A 21,907-nucleotide genomic window follows, 5' to 3' on the forward strand; every position below is an offset into this window, starting at 1 on the left:
AAGCTAGAACAAAGAAAATAGATTATTCCGCTTAATTTAATTGAATACAAAACTATCACTTATTTTTTCTTTTGCTACAGATTAAAAGGATTTAAAAGATTTCGCCACTATTCACGAATTATATTTAAATCAATTCGTAAATAGTGGCGAATATAAAATCTTAGTCCCGATAGCTATCGGGATAGCTCCTTAGAACCTTAGCATCTTAATAATGCCATCTCACAAAAGCTTCCATTGCTGCATAAGTCGCTAAACCTAATTGTTGATACAAAGCTGCTGTTTCGCTGTTTCTGTCTTCAGCTCTTTGCCAAAATTCTCTGGCATCAGTTCCTTGGAAAACAACGCCATCTTTTTGAGATTGGTGTTTGAAGATTCCGTGACGTTTTGCTAAAACTTGATCCGGGCTCATTGGAACTGCCATTTCAACTTCATCAATTCCCCATTCCTGCCAAGCTCCGCGGTATAACCATAACCAACAATCATCCATAAATGATTTTGGTTTCAGAACTTTTACAGCTTCAAAAATAGCGTCCAAACAAACTTTATGCGTTCCATGTGGATCTGCTAAATCTCCAGCTGCATAAATTTGATGTGGTTTGATTTTTTCAATTAAATCAACCGTTAGTTGAATATCTTCTGGTCCGATTGGTTTTTTCTCAATTGTTCCCGTTTCATAGAAAGGCAATTCCATAAAATGAATTTGACTATCTGGCAAACCAACAAAATGACTTGTTGCTCTCGCCTCTCCTTTTCTGATCAATCCTTTAATGTAACGAACTTCTGGAATATCAATTTCACTATTCTTTTTATTCTCTAAAAAGGTGTGTGCTTTTTGATAAATGTTGTCAGCCTCTGCGCTTTTGATTCCGAATTTCTCATTGTAATCAATTACGAATCTTGCAAAACGCAACGCTTCATCATCCGCGACAGCGATATTTCCTGAAGTTTGGTAAGCCACATGCACTTCATGTCCCTGCTCTTGCAAACGCATGAAAGTTCCACCCATACTGATAATATCATCATCTGGGTGCGGACTGAAAATCAATACACGTTTTTTAGCCGGCTCAGCTCTTTCAGGACGATTTGTGTCGTCTGCATTTGGTTTTCCACCTGGCCAACCTGTAATTGTATTTTGAAGTTTATTGAAAATTTTAATATTAGTGTCATACGCCGGACCAGAATCTGCCAATAAATCGCTCATTCCGTTTTCGATGTAATCAGCATCAGTAAGCTTTAAAATTGGTTTTTTAAGATCTAATGCCAATCCTAAAACCGCTTTACGAGTTAATTTATCTGTCCAGACAATTTTTTCAACCAGCCAAGGTTTATTAATTCTGGTAAGTTTTGAAGAAGCTTCCTTATCCAAAATAAAAACAGCATTATCATGTTCTTGCAAAAACGAAGCTGGAACTCGGTTTGTAACTTCATCTTCAACAGATCTTTTTACAATATTTGCTTTTCCTTCTCCCCAAGCCAATAAAATTACTCTTTTAGCTTCCATGATTTTTTTAACTCCAAGCGTGATTGCTGTTCTTGGCGTATTATTTAATCCGAAGAAATCTTTGCTTGCTGCAACTCTTGTTATATGATCTAAAGCCACTAAACGGGTTTTAGAGTTTTGTAGCGAACCTGATTCGTTAAAACCAATATGTCCGTTTCCTCCAATTCCAAGAATCTGCAAATCGATTCCGCCTAAAGCTTCAATTTTAGCTTCATATTCATGGCAATAATCTGCAATTTGTTCTTTTGTTAAAAGTCCGTCTGGAACATGAGCGTTTTCAGGCAAAATATCGACATGATCAAACAGCAATTCTTTCATAAAACGAACATAACTGTTGATTGAGTTTGGTTCCATCGGATAATATTCATCCAAATTAAAACTGATTACGTTTTTAAAACTCAAACCTTCTTCTTTATGCAAACGAACTAATTCAGCATAAAGTCCTTTTGGAGAAGAACCGGTTGCCAAACCTAAAATGCAAGGCTGATTTTCTTTTTGTTTTGACTGAATTAAAGCTGCAATTTCCTGAGCAACTGCTTTTGAAGCTTCTGAAGAATTTTCAAAAACAACCGTGTTGATGTTTTCGAATCGTTTTTCGAATCCCGTTGCCTTGTCGATTTTACTTTTTAACATGATATAGTTTTTTTTAATTTCTCTAATTTATTTTACCATTTTCGGTATTTGTGTCCTTTTACAGCATAAAAAAGAATCATTACATAAGATGGTAAAAGCATTAAATATGCAAGCTGATTGCCACTTCTTGAAGTTGCTTCTGTCCCGGCTGCAATATTTGATGTATTTATAGTTTCGGTAATCAAGCCATAAAACAAAGGAAAGATTGCACCTCCAATAATTCCCATAATTAAAATAGCACTTCCTATTTTAGTGTATCCACCCAAATCTTCTAATGCCATTGGCCAAATCGCCGGCCAGCAAAGTGCATTTGCTAAACCTAATAAAGCTACCAAAAGAATTACAATTGGCAAATTTGGAATTCCCGGCAACTGAATCATTAATTTTGGTGAAATCAGAACAATTGACAGAACCAAAATAATTCCTAAAACTCCAGATCCTTTTAAAGCTGTTACTTGCGAAAGGTATTTTGGAATCAAAGTTATTCCTAAAATATAGCCCACAACCATCGCCGACATTGTGAAAGAAGTTAATTTTAAGTAAAAATTCCCTTCATCTCCATAAACACCTAATTGTTTTCCAAAACCTCCAATTGAATCTCCCGCCAAAACTTCGGCTGCCAAATAAAGCATCAAAGTTACAACTCCTAAAACCAATTGAGGGCGTTTGAATGCGTTTTTAATTTGCTTAAAAACACTCAAATTTGTTACATTTCCATCTTCATCCAAATCAATCTCTGGGAGAGGTGAAAGCTTCACAAACAAAGCCAACACAATAATAATCAACCCCATATAAAGGTAAGGTCTTTGTAATTGCAAAGCAAGGGAATTTAATGCATTTGATTTTGAAACAGAATCCAGCATTGCAATTTTGTCTGCCGTGAACTCTTGCATATTTGACAAAACCAAAGCTGTTAATATAATTGGCGCTACAAATCCTGCTAATTTATTAGCAATTCCTAAAACGCTAATTCTTGCTGCAGCACTTTCCCTTGGACCAATTACAACTACATACGGATTTGAAGCCGTTTGTAAAATCGCTAAACCAGTTCCCATGACAAAGAGCGCTATTAAAAACAATAAAAAAGTACGGCTTTCGGCGGCTGGATAAAATAAAAATGCTCCTAAAGCAATAATCAATAATCCGAGCGAAATACCATTTTTGTAGCCTACTTTTTCGATAACCCACGATGATGGCACAGCCATAACAAAATATGCAATATAAAAAGCAAAAGTTACAAAGTAAGCCTGAGATGGAGATAACTCACATGCTAATTCAAAAAATGGAATTAATGGTCCGTTAAGCCACGTTACAAATCCGAGAATAAAAAATAATGCGGTCAAAATAACCATCGGAATTATTGAATTCCTTTTTTCTACCTGGATAACATTTTCAATGTTCGACATAATACTTTTGGGTTGATTGTTAATAGATTATTTGCTTTCAATCTATAGTAGAATCAACACTATCAAACTATTTTGCGTTTTTTACGCAAAAATTTGCGTTTTTTTTGCAATACAAAAGTAATGTAATAAGTTGTACTAATCCCTAAAATAGATATGAAATTTTTGTTAATATTTTTAAGACTCCCAGTTAAGTACTGGATAGTGCTTTTTAAGATATTCTTTGACGTCGGCAATGTCTTCTTTTGCCGTCAAATCAGGAACATGCTCTGAAAATGGAATTCCGATTGTGGTGTTTGGATTTGCTTTTACAGTATTCAAAAGAACTGTAGGTAACTCTTTTTCATCTCTTTCAGGATTTACCGGACAATTTTTAAGATGATTATATAAAGTCTTTCCAGTAAACTTAAAAGCATTCATACTTACTCTTATTTTCCCTTCCACATCTTTATAATGTTCCAAATCAGAAGCTTCTGGTTTTTCTAAAATATCCAATAACTGATTATTTTCATCCAATTTTGCAATGGCGAAACGCGAAATTCTTTCCAAAGGAAATTCCAAAGCATCACGATCATAACTTATAAATGCATTCGGACTGGTCGTTTCTCTTAAAGCCAACAAAGCTTCTGCAGAATACAAATTATCGCTATTACAAACAGAATATTCCAATTCGTTCAGTTCGGGAAATTGCTCAACAGCCTGAAAAAGCGCATCGGCAGTACCAAAAGGTTTAATCCTTCCTTCTGGAATATATTGAACTGCAAATGAAATATTTAATCCATGAAAATCATTATCAGTATCATGACTTCCGTAAAATTCTTTAAACAATTCGCCCTGTTCTCCTATAATGATGTAAATATTTTGATAACCTGCTTTTTTAGCGTTCAATAAAAGGTAATCCAGTAAAGGTCTTCCACTTGATCCAACGCCAATCAAACCTTTACTTCTTTCATTTGCCTGAGCTATTTCTTCAGCAGATAAATTATCTGTAACGGCTTCTTTTTTCATACGCGACGATGCTCCGCCCGCAAGAATAACTAAATTGTTGTGCATATTTCTTTCTCTAAATTTCAATATTTTCAATAATTCTCACGCCTGGATCAACAGTTACACTATAAGCTTCTTGTGCGCCAGCATTCAAAATCGCCTCAATAACTGAAGCTTCATTTTTAGGATCTGCAATTACAACAATGCTTCCTCCGCCTCCAGAACCTACAATTTTTGCTCCGAATGCGCCCGCGCGAAGAGCCGCATTTATCATAGCATCAATTCGTGGAACGGTGATTTTCAATAAGTCACGTAAAACTTCATGATGTTGATTCATCCAAAAACCAATTTTTTTCAGATCTAAAACGGGTTTTTCAAATTCTTTTAATGCTTCTTTAGTATAATGATAATTTTTCAATGCCGCTTCAAAAAACGGAATCAAACGATCTGGAAGACAATTTTTATAACGGCCAATATCTTCAATTTCAGAAGCATTCAAATCAAAATCAGGATAATTTTGTTTTACGAGATCAATAGCCATTAAAGCATTTCCTTTTAACTCTCCAATTAATCCGATAGTCTCTTTTGGAACTCCGGAAACTCCTGTAATCAAACCTTTTAATTCTGTGCCGATAGAACGATAGGAAAAAGGATCTTTTGTATTGATAAAAACAATATTCCCTACTCCAATACTAAAATGGTCCATCATTCCGCCAGGTTCTCCGTGCTCTAAAACTTCAGATGCATATCCTATTTTGGCAATAAATTCCGGAGTGACTTCTTCATTAACTCCAAAGGCTTCGATTAAAAACCGAATCCAGGCCATTAATAATGCCGATGAACTTGATGTACCAGAATTTATTGGAATATCTCCTGTAATCGTAATTGTGTATCCACTTGTAGGAATACAGCCATGCCTGCGCAAAACACGCAATGATGAAGCGAAATAATCTCTTGGCTCGAGTTTTTCAAAAGATGCATTAATATCAATGACTCTAATTTCATTGATATCAATCATATTAATAATAAATGTATTTGTGTTATTTTGCTCTGCGGTCAGTTTTATATTTCGATCTATCGCGCAGGCTATAACAGGCAATCCTAAATAGTCCTGATGATCTCCAAAGAGACAAGTACGGCCCGGGGCGAGTGAAGTAATTTTTTTCATGTAAACAACTTACATTAGAATATTATAAATCAGTAATTTACAATATTTATTGGTTATAAATTTATTTGATATTTCCGGTTTTGATTCTACGAAACTATATATTAAATTTTGATAAAACAAGAAAAAAACAAAAAATGTGCTCGAACACACAAAATTTATGTTCTCGAGCACATAATTCAAATCAATCAATTTTTTTTCCGATAATTAAATCAAAGTTTTTATATTTGCTTATATGGATAAAAAGTACACAATCAAGGATATTGCGCAAATGGCTGGTGTTTCTAAGGGAACTGTAGATCGCGTTTTACATAATAGAGGAAAAGTTTCTCCGGCTGCGCTTGAGAAAATCAATGAAGTTTTGAATGTTATTGACTACGAACCAAACTTAATTGCACGCAATTTAAAGAGCACTAAAATTTATCGCGTTTGTGTTTTGCTTCCTGATCCGGCATTTGACCCCTATTGGCTTCCTTGCGTGAACGGAATTCAAGATGCCATTACAGAATTCAAAGCATATAGCGTTATTATTGAAACTCATTATTTTAATCCAGAAAGTACTAAATCATTTTTAAAGGTTAACGAAACCATTATTTCACAATCTCCTGATGCTGTTTTACTAACTCCGCTATTTCACAAAGAAACTGTCGAGATCATCAAACAGTACGATGAATTGGGAATTATGGTAAATACTTTCAACAACCAGGTTGAATCTTCATCTGTTAAAAGTTTTGTTGGACAGGATTTGCACAAAAGCGGACGCGTTGCGGCGAGTTTAATGAATTTAATTTTAAACAAAGGCCAAATTGCGATTATCCACATTGACGAAAGTCTTAAAAACGCAGTTCACATGCAGGAAAAGGAAAAAGGATTCAGAAATTATTTTGACGAAAAAGAACTTTCTGATTTCTCTTTAACCACTCTGAAACTCAAATATTCTAATATTGAAACTAAGTTTACCGCATTTCTGGAAGAAAATCCAGATTTGAGCGGGATTTTTATTACTACTTCAAAAGCGTATCAAATCGCCTCTGTTTTATCATTGGCAACAACCAAAAAAATTGCACTTATTGGTTACGATTTAATTGAAAAGAATGTAAATTTCTTAAATCAGGGAAAAGTTCATTTTTTAATTCATCAAAATCAAAAAAGACAGGCTTATTTGGGGGTCAGCACTTTAGTGGAGCATTTTTTATTCCGAAAAGAGTTTCCGGACACTATTTTGCTTCCAATTGATATTATCAATTCTGAAAATGCATCTTTTTATTTTTAAGCTGCTATCCTGATAGTTATCGGGACTAAGACACTAAGATTCTAAGGTTTTTTATTTCTGGTAAATTAACTTCTAAACCTTTGCTCCTCTGTTTCTTTATCACTTTATCTAAACTATTTGATCAAAATCAACTTACCAAAAGACGAAGCGATATGAAAATTTGGAGTTTCGGTATTTGGATTTACCCATGAAATCCATGTTGGTTCGTAGTTTTGATTTTCATCTTTAGAAAATTTTGCCCTAAAAATACCCGCTTCAATTATATTGTTCTGAATCAAATTCAATTTGTTCAATGATTCAATACTAATTCTCCCTTCAACAGTAAAAGAAACTTCATCTTTTGAAGCTGTTATGCTTAAATCTTCTTTTGGCCATTTCCAGCTGAAATCAAAATCTTTATTCGGCTTTGCCTCAAAATCCATTAATCTTGCCGAAGTATCTATTTCAAGGCAATAATACGGATTCAGAGAATCATTTGCTCTAAAAAAAAGCTCAACACGATCTGAGTTTCCAATACTATCAATACTATTGTCTTTTTCATCAATATAAATATCAGTATCAAAAACCCTAAAATTAAAATAGAGGTTTTGAGCATTCCAAAGTGCACGAAACTCAATTTTAGAAACCAAATCATTATTCCATGGCGATGAAAAATCAGTCAGACAATTTGCATTTTCCCAAATTGACTGATCCAAAATTTCCATTTCATTTTTCACATTTTTTGTGATTAAAACTACTTGATATTCTTTCATGATTTTGATTTAAAATTTTTGTTAATTTTTGATTTTTAAAAAACCCGAAAACATCTTTAAACTCCGCTTCTGAAACTATTCATTTTTAAAGAAACTAAATCTGCTTTAAAGATGAATAAAAAACTTTTGCTTTTCTTAAATAAACCGAAAAATTCCTTTTAAAAAGACATCAGAAAACCCTGCTTAATTTATACGATTTTGAGTCAGTCATTGCGAAATTCATAACTATTTTTAAAAACACCATTTATTATTTAAAAAAGCACACTTTTTAAATGTCTGCTAATTTCTAATTTTTTTTTAAAATATCACATCATTTTAGCGTAAAAAAAATGTATCGCACAATTTTATGTGCTCGAGAACATAAATTTTGTGTGTTCGAGCACATTTTTTATGTTTTTTCTTGTTTTATAAAAATATAATCTATAGTTTCGTCAGAGATTAATCTTAAAACTGAGTTAAATCAGTAAAATTTTTGGTGATTTTGAAGCCTAAAAAATGATCAAAAATGAAGTGAACAAGCTGTATTTCGACTGAAAAATTAAACGGTTTTTTTTAGAAGAAAACAATACAACAGAAATCAAATAAAAAACAAAAATGAATTTGAGAATCAAAAAAGAAGTCTAAAACCTACAAACAACAAAAAACAAATTAATCATTAACCAAAACCAATTTTCGTATGAAATTATTAACCCAAAAAAAGCCAAGAGATTTTCGGATTAACAATTTATCCCGTAAAGAAATTAAACTAACAGTTCTTTCACTATTAGCTTTGACATTTCAAGCTTCGGCAGCTACATCAATAAGCACTTCAAACAAAAATTATACTTCATTATTTTTTGAGAAAACAGTAAAAGGTACAGTAACAGATCAAAACGGACTGCCTCTTCCTGGTGCAAATGTTGTCGTAAAAGGTTCCACAAAAGGAGTTCAGACAGATGTTGACGGAAGTTTCTCGATTACTGTAGCAGACAACGTTACTAAACTTGTTGTAACCTACATTGGTATGGAAGATCAGGAAGTATCAGTAGGAAGCTCTCCTCTAAAAATTGTCATGAAAGAAGCAGGACAAAAATTAGACGAAGTTGTTATTGGATACGGAAAATCAAAGAAAAAAGATCTTACTGGTTCTGTTGCTTCTATCAGTAAAGACAACTTAAACTTAGGCGGAACCGTTTCAAACGTTGGGCAGGCTTTACAAGGTCGTGCTTCTGGAGTTCAGGTACAGCAAAACAGCTACGCGCCTGGAACTAATCCTTCTGTTGTAATTAGAGGTGGAAACTCTATTAATACTTCAAATGCGCCTTTGTACGTAGTTGACGGGTTTATTACCAGCACCGGAGGATCTATCAGTCCAAATGATATTGAAAATATCCAGATCCTGAAAGATGCCGCTTCTACAGCAATTTATGGTGCACGAGGTGGAAATGGGGTTATTTTGATTACTACCAAAAAAGGAAAATCAGGAAAAATGCAGGTTGAGGCTGAAATTTCTGATGGTTTTCAAAATATCATCAAAGAGCCATCTTTAATTACGGGACAACAATATGCTGATATTCAAAACGCAATTGCATTAGAAAACGGAAGACCACCGGTTTTCCCTGCAAGTTTTCCTATTGCAAACACAAACTGGTTTGAAGCTGCAACGCGTCCTGGTGAGGTTTTAAACAGAACGCTTACTTTCAGTGGAAGCGATAAAACGTCTAAATTTTTCCTTTCTGGAAACTATTTAAAACAAACCGGAGCTATTGAAAATACAGATTTTGAAAGATATACTGTAAGAATGGGCGGCGAGAAAAGATTTAATGACAAATTAAACATGGGAACGAATGTTTATGGCGCTGTGAGTGAAGGAAATAACAGTGATTTTGGAGACAATATTTTATCTCCGATGTTCTCTATCCAGACTGCACCTCCAACAATTCCTATTTATAATGCTGATGGTTCTTATTACAAATATCAAGGTAAAGACAATGCTTTGGCGCTTTTACTAGAACCTACTGACCACACGATCAACAGAATGGTGAACGGAAATATGTTTTTAGATTATGAAATCATTAAAGGTTTAACGTACCACTTTGGTGCTGGTGCTGAATGGCAGGAAGTTATTCAGGGAAAATATACACCAAGTACTTTAGTAGCCGGAGCTGCATTAAAAGGATCTGGATCTGAGGAAAACAGAACGTATTTCAGATGGAGTACGGAACAATATTTGACTTATAAATTTAATATCGCAGAGCAACATGCATTTACTGCAATGATTGGAACTTCAAATCAAAAAGATACTTACGAAAGAGTAAAAGCGTCTGGAACTGGTTTCTCAAGTGACTTGCTTACATATTACAATCTTCAGGGAGCTGCAGTTTATTTAAAACCAGAAACTGAAAAAACAGAAACAAAACTTACTTCTTATTTTGGAAGGCTAAATTATGCATTCAATGACAAATATCTTTTCACTTTTACAATAAGAAAAGATGGTTCTTCTCGTTTTGGGCCAAACAACAAATTTGGTATTTTCCCATCAGGAGCTGTGGCTTGGAAATTGTCTAATGAATCATTCATTCAAAATCTGAACACTTTTTCTGATCTTAAATTAAGAGCCAGCTACGGTATTACAGGAAGTGACGGTATTGGTGATTACTCTTACATGAGCAGACTGCAATCATGGGGCGTAACAATTGCACCTGATCAATTTGTTGCAGGTACTGAACCAGCCAACTTGGCAAACCCGAATTTAAAATGGGAACAAACAGCTCAAACGAACTTAGGTTTGGACATGGGATTCTTTAATGACAATGTTACAGTTACAATTGATGCCTACAAAAAAAGAACTTCAGATGCTCTTTTGAACGTTCCTGTTGGAGGATGGTGGGGATTCGGAACGCAAAGAGTTAACTCTGGAGTTATCGACAACAGCGGAATTGAGTTAGGAATCAGCACAGTAAACTTTAAAACAGATAAATTCACTTGGAGTTCATCTTTAAACTTAGCTTACAACAAACAAGAAATTGTATCTCTTGCTGATAACGTAAAAATCATCAGTACAAATACTTCAAATCCAAGCGGAACTGTTTCTGGACAGGAATTCACAAGATTAGAACCAGGAAAAGAAATGGGCGTTTTATACGGTTATAAATATGCAGGAGTTATCAAAACTGGAGAAACTTATGCTCCACAACCGCTTTCTAAACCAGGAGATCCAAAATATGTGGATGTTGACGGAGACGGTACAATTACTGCTGCAGACAGAACTTATTTAGGAAATTCTATTCCGCATTATATTGCTGGTTTCAATAATGATTTCAGATATGGAAACTTTGATATGAATATCTTTTTCCAAGGTGCTTTTGATTATTCAGTATATAATATGACTGCAATGGTGGGCGAATCATCTACAAGCACAGATGCCTTGAACCGTTGGGTTGCCGGAACAAATGAAAACACTGATATTCCGAGAGATGGTTACTACAAAAGCAAATATGGAAGTTATGTGAATTCTAAATTTGTTGAAGAAGCGTCTTACCTGCGTTTAAAAAATGTTTCTATTGGCTATTCGATTCCTGAAAGCGCTTTAAAAACAGTAAAATTTATTGACAGCATTAGATTATATGCTATCGGACAAAATTTATTGACGATCACAAATTATTCTGGAAATGACCCAGAGGTTAATGGGCACTCAGGAAACAATTTAGGCGGTGGAATCGATTTTAACTCGTTCCCAGCTTCAAGAACTTTTATACTTGGTATTAAAGTAGCAATTCACTAGTCTAAAAAGCTTTTTTAAGTAACATTAAATTTATGAAAATGAAAAAATATACAATATTATTCCTTTTACTCGCTGCAGGAGTACAATTTTCGTGCAACGAAGATTTGGATCCAACAGTATATAGCAATTTGACTAATACGAATGGGTATCAAACCAAGTCAGATGCTATTGCGTCAATCAATTCCATTTACGGAAGACTGAAAGGTCCTGCTGTAGGCGATAACTTTTCATACTGGGCAACAAGACACTTCGCCTTGACTGATATAGCTACAGATTTAGGACATTGTCAATATGGAGGAGATCCAGGACAATTATCATTAGGAACATGGAGTTCGACAAACGGATTGCTGGCTGAAGACTGGAACGCGATGTACAAATTGATTGCCAATGCAAACAACGCAATTTTCAACATTACACCAATGTCTGGAATTACAGCAGCAGAAAAAGCACAATTTATAGCTGAAGCTAAATTTTTGAGAGCTTCTGCTTATATGGATTTGACTGATTCTTGGGGGCCTGTAATTTTAATCACTGAGGCCAATTTAGGAAGTCCTGGTTATTTAGATCAGACACCACCATCATCTGTTGAAGAAATTGATGCTTTCCTTGTAAAAGAATTAACTGAAGCTGCTGATGTATTGCCAGTAAACTATAAAAGCAATGCTATTTATAGTACAAATGACGTTGGTAGAGCTACAAAAGGAGCCGCACTTACTTTATTGGCAAAACTTTATATGCGCAGCCACGATTGGCAAAAAGTAGTGACATTGACACAACAAGTAATGGCTTTAAACGAATATAGTTTATATCCTTCTTACTTAGGTTTATTCAAAGAAAGTAATAAATGGTGCAGTGAAAACATCTTCTCTTCTTTGAGTGATGCTAACACAAACGGAACAGAATTATTGAATCATTTTGGACCAATTGATCACCCAGTTGTCGAAAACAGATGGCAGTATTATACGGTAAACTGGGATTTCTACAACACTTTTGGTGACGAAGATGATAGAAAAAAATGTTTCTTCCCAGAATTTATGGGAACTGACGGTCTTCTTCATAAACAAGCGCCATCATTAGGAGCTCAGCCACCAGCTGGTGAATTTTATATGCCAGACGTATCAACAAGAAAATATGCTGATGATGAAACAACAACCTATTATGACGGACATAGTGTGAATATTTTACGTTATGCTGATGTTTTGTTAAGCAGAGCTGAAGCTTTAAATGAAATCAACGGTCCTACTCCTGAAGCTATTAACTTGATTAATCAGGTAAAAGGAAGATCACACGCTAAATTATTGGTTTTAGCAGGTTTGACGAAAGAAACGCTAAGAGATGCGATATTACAAGAAAGAGGCTGGGAACTTTTCTATGAAGGAAAACGTCGTGCCGATTTGATCAGAATGAACAAATATGATGTTCTTGTAAACGCTTACCACCTTAGAGTTGGAGAAGCAGCACAAATCAAAATGCCACAAAATAAGTATTACACTTATCCACAAAGTCAGGTAAATCTTAACCCTAAATTAAGTAATGCCGACAGACAATAAATAAAATTTTAAATCAAGAATAGACAGTTAAAGTTGTCTGTCTATTCTTGATTTTTTAAACAAAAAAAGCACTTTTCTGTTTCACAAAGAAAGCCTTTAAGATGATCAAAAAAATAGTATTAAAATGGAGTTTTATTTTGGTTTTGCTTGTTTTGGCAAGCTGTTCCAAAAATCAGGGCAATGGTATCACAAATATCAATATTGGGACTCATAGCAACAACGAACTGAAAATTCAGATCGATGTTACTACGAAGGACAATGTTCAGGTATATGCAGAATATTGGTCGGATAAAAATGGAATTACGAATAAAATAACTTCTCCAATTTCAAAAGCTGGTCTTGAGCATTCTTTGGTTTTATGCAATATTATTCCAGAAACGAATTATAGCTATCAATTAATTACGATTCAGGATGGTGAAAAAAAACCAAGTAAAGTTTACACTTTCAAATCAAGAAAACTTCCAGAATGGCTTCAAAAACAATTCAAAGCCAATTGTCCAAAACCAGAATTATTGCCAGCAAATTTCAAAAAAGGTTTTATGCTTTTGGCAAAAAGAGAAACTCCGGGAACAGCCTATATTGTTGATTACAAAGGAAACCTAAGATGGTATCATACGCTTGAAGGAACTGGATTTAAAGTTACTCACTTTACAAAAGACCAAACGATTCTTTCTATTTTAGGAACAAATGACGAACCAACAAGTTACGGAAGTGAAATCTTGGAAATCAATCTTCAAGGAGATACATTAACACATATCAAAAAAGGTCAGGGCGATTTTAAACAAACTATTCATCATGAAATTTTAAAAAAATCGGCTAACGAACTTGTGACTATAACCGTTGACCAAAAAATAATCGATTTAACTTCTATTGGAGGAAAAAAACAAGATACTATTAACAGTGACGGAATCCTGATTATGGATAAAAAGGGAAAACAACTTTGGAAATGGAGTGTTTTTGACGATTTAGATCCACTGAAAGATAAAGATTTATTAAAAACCAAAAAAGATTGGACACACGCCAACAGTCTGAATTATGATACAGATGGAAATTTTCTAATTTCTTTCTATAACAACGGCCAAATTTGGAAAATCGATTCTAAAACTGGAAAAGTAATCTGGAAATTAGGAAAAGGCGGCAATATGAAAATGGCTCCAGATACTAATTTCTCTCAGGCTCATGCCGCGCATATTGATCAAGAAGGAAGCTTGTTGTTTTTTGATAATGGTGTTGACAAAAAACAATCTTCAGTTTTTGCTTTAAAAGTAAATGAAAAAGAGAATTCAGTTAAACTGGATTTCCAAATAAAACTACCAAAAGATATTTATAATGATAGAATGGGAAGCGCTTACATGATCAATAAAGATCTCTTTTTAGTTTGCTGTTCAAAAAGACATATTACGGTTTTAACCAATAAAAAAGGCGTTTTGTTTTGGGCTTTAGAATCTGAAATTCCGCCATACAGAACAATCTTTATTCCTGAAGAAAAACTAAAACCTTTTCTTCTAAATTAAAAAATAGTAACCATGAAAAAAACAATTCTAATCGGACTTTTTTCAGCATTATCAATGACTGTTTTCAATTCCTGTACCAAATCAAATTCTCAAACTTTAGCTTCACAAACAACTGAAGAAGGTGAAGAAGATGAAAGTTATATCACAATTGATACATCGAAAATCCCAGACGATCAATTTGGAGAATCGGTTCGTTACGGAAGAGAATTGATGATGAAAACCGCTTATTATATTGGTCCAAACGGAAAAAACGGAAAATATTTAGGCAATAAAATGAATTGCACAAACTGCCATCAGGATGCGGGAACAAAACCGCATGCGTTCAATTTAATGTCTTCACATGATAATTATCCACAATATCGCGGGCGAGAAAATAAAGTGCTTACACTGGCAGAAAGAGTTAATAACTGCATTATGCGCCCACATTCTGGAAAACCGCTTCCGTTGGATAGCAAAGAAATGGTTGCATTTTTATCTTATTTTAAATGGATCAGCAAATTTGTTCCAAAAGATGGTAATTTTAAAGGAGCTAAAAATCTAGAAATCGAATTTCCAGATGTTGCGGCGAGTCCGGAAAGAGGAAAAGCATTATTTGTAGAAAATTGTGCACGTTGCCACGGAAATAACGGTGAAGGCGTATATAATGCCGATAAATCAGGTTATACTTATCCTCCACTTTGGGGCGAATACGGTTATCAGCCAGGTTCAAGCATGCACCGTGTAATCAAACAAGCGCAGTGGCTGAAAAGCAATATGCCTTATGATAAAGTACAACTTGGAAAACCATATTTAACTGATAAAGAAGCACTAGACATTGCAGCTTATGTAAATGACGATTCTCAACATACAAGACCAAACCCAAAAACATTTGATTATCCAAATAAAATGGGAAAACCAATCGACTATTCACACAGTCCTTTTCAGGACAATTTTACTGAAGAACAACACAAATACGGGCCTTACAAACCAATAATCGCGTATTGGCAGAAAAATGGTTGGAAAGCCGTTTATTAATCTCAAAAATCTTACTACACTATTATAATCTGAACAAAAAACAAAATGAAACTAAACCTAAACAAACAACTCATAAATAAAATATTGATTGCGTGCTTTTTCGTATTCAGTATTTCATTGACTGCACAAATAAAATATTCAGATGGAAATGACAGCTGGAATCCGAATCAATTAGGAAATCACCGCGCTGTAGTTACCTTTTCTGGTTCAGGAAATGTTGCTAAAACAACAATCGAATGGCGAAGAAGAGACACAAATCCGGAACTTAAAAAAATTATTGTTCAGGATGCATCTGGAAAGGAAATTCAGAATATAAAAACAGAAAACATCAATAGAGAAAACGGAACTATTTTCTTTGAACCTATTTCAGGAAAAGGAACATATTACGTTTATTACATGCCTTATGTTGATGAAGGAACTGCTAATTATCCGAAAGGAATTTATCAAAAACCTGAAAACAAAGCTGATGCACAATGGCTTTCTAATATAAAAGCAAACTTAAAAGACAATACATCAGTAACTGAAATTCAGAGTGTAAATGCTTTCAATAGTTTTTATCCTATGGAAGTGATTGCAACAGCATCTGAAACTTCAGCTCTTGTGGCAAAAAACAGTGGAAATTCATTTTTAGTTTTTCCAGAAGACAGAGAACATTCTATCAAACTAAAATCGGATTTACCGCAAAGATGGATTCAGAAAGGTGTTCAAAATAGCTTTTCTGATACGGCAATGAAAGGTGAATATTTAGCTTTTCAATTAGGTGTTTATGCTCTTGAAGATATCAAAAATGTCAAGGTGACTTTTTCAAATTTAGTTAGCCCAACAGGAACAATTGATGCAAAAAATATTAGTTGTATCAACACTGACGGAACTAAATATGATGGTAATCCTTTTACCAACACTGTTTCAGTTTCAAAAGGAAAAATTCAGGCAATGTGGTGCGGAATTGATGTTCCTCAAACTGCAACGGCTGGAACTTACAAAGGAAAAGCGACAGTTACTGCTGACGGAAAATCAAAAGAAATTGAACTTCAAATTACGGTTTCTAACGAAGTAACAAAAAACGGAGGAATAGACAGTCCAGAAAAAATGACGCGTTTAAAATGGTTAAACTCAACGTTAGCACAGGAAAATACAGTTATTGCTCCTTATACTCCATTAACAATAAACAATTCTGAAATTTCATTATTAGGAAGAAAACTGATTTTGGCAGCGAATGGATTCCCTGCACAAATCCAGACTTTCTTTACTCCAGAAATGACTTCTGTAACAGCAAAAGCAAATGATGTTTTAAGCTCACCAATCGATTTTCATTTTGTTGATGCATCTGGAAAAGAAGCACAATGGAAAAACAGCGGTATAAAATTCACTAAAAAAGAAGCTGGAACCGTTTCTTGGGAAAATACTTCGACTTCAAAATCGGTTCAAATGGATGTAAATGCTTCTGTTGAATTTGATGGTTTCGTACATTATATTGTAAAAGTTACTGCTCTTGAAGATGTTTCTTTCAGTGACATTAATTTCCAAATGCCAATACAGCCAACTTCTGCAAAATACATGATGGGATTAGGCCAAAAAGGTGGAGATCGTCCTGCAACTTTTGACTGGAAATGGGATGTCGCTCATAAAAATCAAGATGGCGCTTGGATTGGCGCTGTAAATTCTGGATTGCAGTTTTCTTTGAGAGACGAAAAATACAGCCGTCCGTTAAACACAAATTTCTATTTGCAAAAACCTTTGTTATTGCCAACTTCTTGGGGTAACGATAATAAAGGAGGAATTACGATTACGCCTAATCAAAAATCAGTTTTAGTAAATGCGTACAGCGGAGCTAGAACAATGAAAAAAGGTGAAGTTTTATATTATAACTTCAACTTGTTGATTACGCCTTTCCATACTATCAATACAGATTTTCAATGGGATACAAAGTTTTATCACAAATACAGCCCAATCGATTCTATTGCTAAAACTGGTGCAACGGTAATCAATATTCACCACGCAAATGCAATTAATCCATATATCAATTATCCTTTTATCGAATTTAAAAAGATGAAATCGTATATTGATGAAGCCCATGAAAAAGGATTAAAAGTGAAAATCTATAATACGGTTAGAGAAGTTTCAAACAAAGCTTATGAAACTTTCGCTTTAAGAAGTTTAGGTCACGAAATTTATTCTCCAGGAAAAGGAGGCGGTTTCTCTTGGTTGCAAGAACACGTTGGCGACGATTATATCGCAGCTTGGTTTGTGCCAGAAATTAAAGATGCTGCAATCGTAAACAGCGGCATGAACCGTTGGCATAATTATTATGTGGAAGGAATGAATTGGTTAACTCAAAATGTTGGTATTGACGGAATTTATCTGGACGACGTTGCCTTCGACAGAATCACAATGAAACGTATCAAAAGAGTTTTAACTAAAGACGGTCATCCGGGAATTATCGATTTGCACAGTGCGAATCAATACAACAAAAGCGACGGATTTAATAACAGTGCCAATTTATACATGGAGCACTTTCCGTACATCAACAAATTATGGTTTGGAGAATATTTCGATTACGAGAAAAATCAACCTGACTTTTTCTTGACCGAAGTAAGCGGAATTCCGTTTGGATTAATGGGAGAAATGCTTCAAGATGGTGGAAATCCATGGAGAGGAATGGTTTACGGAATGACAAACAGATTGCCGTGGAGCGACGGTGCTGACCCAAGAAATATCTGGAAAGTTTGGGATTCTTTCGGAATTAAAGGTTCTGAAATGATTGGATATTGGAGCGAAAACTGTCCTGTAAAAACAAACAACGATAAAGTATTGGCGACAGTTTACAAAAAGAATGGAACAGCCTTAATTTCAATTGCAAGCTGGGCAGATGCTGATGTAAATGTGAAATTAAATATCGATTGGAAAAAACTAGGAATCAATCCTGCAAAAGCAACAATTACAGCTCCGGAAGTTACCAATTTCCAATCCGCAAAAACGTTTACAGCTAAAGACGAAATACCAGTTTCTAAAGGAAAAGGCTGGTTGTTGATTATTAAATAATCAACAATTACCTCGTACTGTTTGTCATTTCGACAAAGGAGAAATCACACAAGAAATTCCATACAGAAAATCGCCAATCTTTATCGATTTACGAGTGTGATTTCTCCTTCGTCGAAATGACAAAAATGCAAAAAATTTAATGCCACTCCTGATAGCTATCGGGAGTGGCAAAAAAAACCACAAAAACTAGCTCTCCACCATGAAATTTAGACCACTATTATCAATTCTACTTTTTGGAAGCCTCTTTGTCACAGCACAAAACAAACCCACTGTAAAAGAATACAAAAAAGTATTTACCACATATCCATTCTCAGATCCTGACCCGATTCCGAAACCAGATACTAAGTTTTATCCTTATTTCCGTTTTGACGGTTTTACAGACAAACCCGTTCAAAAAGAATGGAAAGTAATCGAAATTGAAAACGATTATATCAAACTAATGATTCTGCCAGAAATTGGTGGAAAAGTATGGTCGGCTATAGAAAAATCAACTGGAAAAGACATTGTTTACAATAATCATGTTGTAAAATTCAGAGATATTGCGATGCGCGGCCCTTGGACAAGCGGCGGTGTTGAAGGCAATTATGGAATTATTGGCCACACGCCAAATTGCGCAACTCCTGTCGATTATAAAATCATAAACAGAGAAGACGGAAGCATCAGTTGTGTGATCGGAGTTTTGGATTTATTAACGAGAACTTCTTGGAAATTAGACATCAATCTGCCAAAAGACAAAGCTTATTTTACTACAAATTCGTTTTGGTCGAACACAACCGAATTCGAACAGCCATATTATACTTGGATGAATACAGGAATTAAAGCTGCCGAAAATCTACAGTTTATTTATCCGGGACAAACTTATATTGGTCATAACGGAGAATACAATTCGTGGCCAATTGACAAAGAAAACGGCAAAGATTTGTCATTCTACAAAAACAACAATTTTGGTGGTTATAAATCATATCACGTATTCGGGAAATACGATGATTTTTTTGGAGGATATTATCATGACGAAGATTTCGGAATGGGAAGATATGGCAATCACGACGATAAACCAGGTAAAAAAATCTGGATTTGGGGATTGTCACAGCAAGGAATGATTTGGAAAAAATTATTAACCGATACTGACGGACAATATGTAGAAGTACAAAGCGGAAGATTGTTTAATCAAGCAAGCGAAGGCAGTAATCTCACACCTTTCAAACAGCGTTCATTTGCACCTTATCAAACTGATACTTGGACCGAATATTGGTTTCCTGTAAAACAGACAAAAGGTTTTGTAAAAGCCAATAATTATGGTTCTGTCAATATTAAAAACGAAAACGGCTGGCTGAAAATCTATTTTTCTCCGCTTCAAAAGCTAAATGAAAAAATTGAAGTTTTTGACAACGATAAAAAAGTGTATTCTAAAGATATTGCTTTGAATACGATGCAAACTTTTAAAGATTCTATTCAGATAAAAGTCGATTCTAATAAATTGAAATTTGTTTTAGGAGACAATAAACTCGTTTGGAATTCAGCTCCAGAAGATGGAAATATCAATCGCCCTGTCGAAATTCCAAAAGATTTTGATCATAATTCGGTTTACGGATTGTATCAGCAAGGTAAAAACTATATAAGCTTTAAAGATTATGTAAAAGCAGAAGAAAACCTTACAGCTTGTTTACAGAAAGATCCAAACTTCGCTCCTGCCCTTTCTGCATTGGCTTCTTTACAAATTAGAAAATTGGAATACAAAGCAGCTATAAATTCGGCAAGCAAAGCCCTATCAATAGACACTTACGATCCTGCTGCAAATTATTTTTATGCTTTGGCAAATTTCCATTTAGGAAATAATACCGATGCAAAAGATGGTTTTGATATTGCGGCTGCAAGTGTTGAATTTAGAAGCCCAGCTTACACTGCTTTAAGCAAAATTTATTTGGCCGAAAACGATCTGTCTAAAGCAGTTGAATATGCCGAGAAAAGCTTAATCTATAATCAATACAATGTAGAAGGTTTACAAGTTTTAGCCGTTTTATATCGTCTTCAAAATAATTCAGATAAAGCAACTTCTGTTTTAAAAACAATTACAGCACTTGATCCTCTGAATCATTTTGCCGATTTTGAAAAATACCTTTGGAACAATTCAAACGATTCAAAAAACACTTTTACTGCTGCCATTCAAAACGAAATGCCAGAACAGACTTTTCTTGAACTCGGAATCTGGTATAATAATCTTAGCCGAAAAGAAGAAGCTTTAAAAGTATTTTCTATTGCAGAACCAACTGCTGAAATCATTTATTGGAAAGCTTTCTTAGAAAACAAACCAGTTGATGTAAGCAAAATCAAACCTGGAATAAGTTTCCCTTTCAGAAATGAAACGGCTGAAATCCTGAAATCATTAATAAAAACAAACGATCAGTATCAATTAAAATATCATTTAGGTTTAATTGAATGGAATCGCAACAATATTTCAGAAGCTAAAGAATTGTTTTCGCAATGCGGTACAAAACTAAATGATCCTGCTTTTTACGGCGCAAAAGCTTCTTTATTTAAAAACGATGCTTCAATAGTATTGGCAAGTCTTCAACAAGCAATAAAATTGGATCCGCAAGGCTGGAGATATCATAAAATGCTGGCAGAACATTATATCGCTCAAAAACAATTTGACAAAGCGCTTACAACCGCTGAATCTTTTTATAAAAAACATCAAGACAATTATTTGATTGGAATGCTTTACGCTAAAACTTTATTACTGAACAAAAAATATCGTGAAGCTGATGCGTTTTTAACCAAATTGCAAATCCTTCCTTTCGAAGGTGCAACGGCGGGCAGACAATTGTATCACGAAGCCAAATTAATGCAGGCTTTAGCTGAAATGAAAAATAAACAGTACAAAAAAGCATTACAATTTATTGCCGATGCCAAACTGTTCCCAGAAAATTTAGGCGTAGGAAAACCTTATGACGAAAATATCGATGAAAGATTAGAAAATTGGCTGGATTATCAATGTTATACCAATCTTGGAAACAAAGAAATGGCTTCAAAATCTTTAGAGAAAATCGTGGCTTTTCATCCAAAAGTAGATAATACGGTTATGAACTTTCTTCCTGCAAATCAATTGGTTTCGGCTTGGGCTATCGAAAAAACTTCTTCTGCTCAGGAAGCTGAAAAATGGATTAAAACTCAGGCAGATTTGTATCCGACAAATAAAATAATTCAGTGGAGTTTATTGGCTTACACCAAAAAACAATCGAATATTTTAAGCGAAGATGAAAAAGACGGTGAAGTCAGAATTATCGAAAAACTTTAAAAAATGTATTAAAAG

The 21,907-nt window shown here is 34.5% G+C and carries 12 protein-coding genes; 7 read left to right on the plus strand and 5 right to left on the minus strand.

The annotated features are described in order from the left end of the window. Positions 1 to 205 precede the first annotated feature (205 nt). The 4 genes from nagB to FN795_RS04685 all read right to left on the minus strand — a co-directional run bounded on the left by nagB (position 206) and on the right by FN795_RS04685 (position 5,692). Positions 206 to 2,134, minus strand: coding sequence for a glucosamine-6-phosphate deaminase (nagB, locus tag FN795_RS04670; protein WP_035648869.1), 1,929 nt, complete (start codon positions 2,132 to 2,134; stop codon positions 206 to 208). A 32-nt stretch (positions 2,135 to 2,166) separates the two neighbouring features. Further along, a complete protein-coding gene (locus tag FN795_RS04675; RefSeq protein ID WP_167498051.1) occupies positions 2,167 to 3,540 on the minus strand; it encodes a sugar MFS transporter in 1,374 nt (457 codons plus the stop codon). 174 nt (positions 3,541 to 3,714) lie between these two features. Further along, complete coding sequence (locus FN795_RS04680) at positions 3,715 to 4,590, minus strand: sugar phosphate nucleotidyltransferase (protein ID WP_142449585.1); 876 nt, start codon at positions 4,588 to 4,590, stop codon at positions 3,715 to 3,717. A gap of 10 nt (positions 4,591 to 4,600) precedes the next feature. Further along, positions 4,601 to 5,692 (minus strand): mevalonate kinase family protein, encoded by a 1,092-nt coding sequence (locus FN795_RS04685; protein WP_142449586.1) that lies wholly within the window; start codon positions 5,690 to 5,692, stop codon positions 4,601 to 4,603. A 232-nt stretch (positions 5,693 to 5,924) separates the two neighbouring features. Between FN795_RS04685 and FN795_RS04690 the strand changes: the two genes are divergently transcribed. Beyond that, on the plus strand, positions 5,925 to 6,962 hold the full coding sequence (locus FN795_RS04690) for a LacI family DNA-binding transcriptional regulator (protein ID WP_142449587.1): 1,038 nt from the start codon (positions 5,925 to 5,927) through the stop codon (positions 6,960 to 6,962). 113 nt (positions 6,963 to 7,075) lie between these two features. On the opposite strand, the gene FN795_RS04695 is transcribed toward FN795_RS04690, so the two are convergent. Beyond that, a complete protein-coding gene (locus FN795_RS04695; RefSeq protein WP_142449588.1) occupies positions 7,076 to 7,714 on the minus strand; it encodes a sugar-binding protein in 639 nt (212 codons plus the stop codon). Between the two features lie 676 nt (positions 7,715 to 8,390). Here FN795_RS04695 and FN795_RS04700 point away from each other — a divergent pair. The 6 genes from FN795_RS04700 (at position 8,391) to FN795_RS04725 (ending at position 21,892) form a co-directional block, all read left to right on the plus strand. Further along, a complete protein-coding gene (locus FN795_RS04700; RefSeq protein ID WP_142449589.1) occupies positions 8,391 to 11,477 on the plus strand; it encodes a SusC/RagA family TonB-linked outer membrane protein in 3,087 nt (1,028 codons plus the stop codon). 38 nt (positions 11,478 to 11,515) lie between these two features. Then, on the plus strand, positions 11,516 to 13,027 hold the full coding sequence (locus FN795_RS04705) for a RagB/SusD family nutrient uptake outer membrane protein (RefSeq protein ID WP_142449590.1): 1,512 nt from the start codon (positions 11,516 to 11,518) through the stop codon (positions 13,025 to 13,027). Between the two features lie 101 nt (positions 13,028 to 13,128). Further along, a complete protein-coding gene (locus FN795_RS04710) occupies positions 13,129 to 14,541 on the plus strand; it encodes an aryl-sulfate sulfotransferase (RefSeq protein ID WP_142449591.1) in 1,413 nt (470 codons plus the stop codon). Positions 14,542 to 14,553: 12 nt separating this feature from the next. Continuing rightward, on the plus strand, positions 14,554 to 15,555 hold the full coding sequence (locus tag FN795_RS04715) for a c-type cytochrome (protein ID WP_142449592.1): 1,002 nt from the start codon (positions 14,554 to 14,556) through the stop codon (positions 15,553 to 15,555). Between the two features lie 45 nt (positions 15,556 to 15,600). Continuing rightward, positions 15,601 to 18,597: a glycoside hydrolase domain-containing protein gene (locus FN795_RS04720; protein WP_244289942.1), complete on the plus strand. Its 2,997-nt coding sequence runs from the start codon at positions 15,601 to 15,603 to the stop codon at positions 18,595 to 18,597. Positions 18,598 to 18,796: 199 nt separating this feature from the next. After that, positions 18,797 to 21,892 (plus strand): DUF5107 domain-containing protein, encoded by a 3,096-nt coding sequence (locus FN795_RS04725; RefSeq protein ID WP_142449593.1) that lies wholly within the window; start codon positions 18,797 to 18,799, stop codon positions 21,890 to 21,892. Positions 21,893 to 21,907 lie beyond the last annotated feature (15 nt).

The organism is Flavobacterium resistens, assembly GCF_900182645.1.
Taxonomy (GTDB): Bacteria; Bacteroidota; Bacteroidia; order Flavobacteriales; family Flavobacteriaceae; genus Flavobacterium; species Flavobacterium resistens.

Excerpts from the sequence above, each read along its gene's own strand:
- nagB (WP_035648869.1), bottom strand. The coding sequence starts at position 2,134 with ATGTTAAAAAGTAAAATCGACAAGGCAACGGGATTCGAAAAACGATTC.
- FN795_RS04675 (WP_167498051.1), bottom strand. The coding sequence starts at position 3,540 with ATGTCGAACATTGAAAATGTTATCCAGGTAGAAAAAAGGAATTCAATA.
- FN795_RS04680 (WP_142449585.1), bottom strand. The coding sequence starts at position 4,590 with ATGCACAACAATTTAGTTATTCTTGCGGGCGGAGCATCGTCGCGTATG.
- FN795_RS04685 (WP_142449586.1), bottom strand. The coding sequence starts at position 5,692 with ATGAAAAAAATTACTTCACTCGCCCCGGGCCGTACTTGTCTCTTTGGA.
- FN795_RS04690 (WP_142449587.1), top strand. The coding sequence starts at position 5,925 with ATGGATAAAAAGTACACAATCAAGGATATTGCGCAAATGGCTGGTGTT.
- FN795_RS04695 (WP_142449588.1), bottom strand. The coding sequence starts at position 7,714 with ATGAAAGAATATCAAGTAGTTTTAATCACAAAAAATGTGAAAAATGAA.
- FN795_RS04700 (WP_142449589.1), top strand. The coding sequence starts at position 8,391 with ATGAAATTATTAACCCAAAAAAAGCCAAGAGATTTTCGGATTAACAAT.
- FN795_RS04705 (WP_142449590.1), top strand. The coding sequence starts at position 11,516 with ATGAAAAAATATACAATATTATTCCTTTTACTCGCTGCAGGAGTACAA.
- FN795_RS04710 (WP_142449591.1), top strand. The coding sequence starts at position 13,129 with ATGATCAAAAAAATAGTATTAAAATGGAGTTTTATTTTGGTTTTGCTT.
- FN795_RS04715 (WP_142449592.1), top strand. The coding sequence starts at position 14,554 with ATGAAAAAAACAATTCTAATCGGACTTTTTTCAGCATTATCAATGACT.
- FN795_RS04720 (WP_244289942.1), top strand. The coding sequence starts at position 15,601 with ATGAAACTAAACCTAAACAAACAACTCATAAATAAAATATTGATTGCG.
- FN795_RS04725 (WP_142449593.1), top strand. The coding sequence starts at position 18,797 with ATGAAATTTAGACCACTATTATCAATTCTACTTTTTGGAAGCCTCTTT.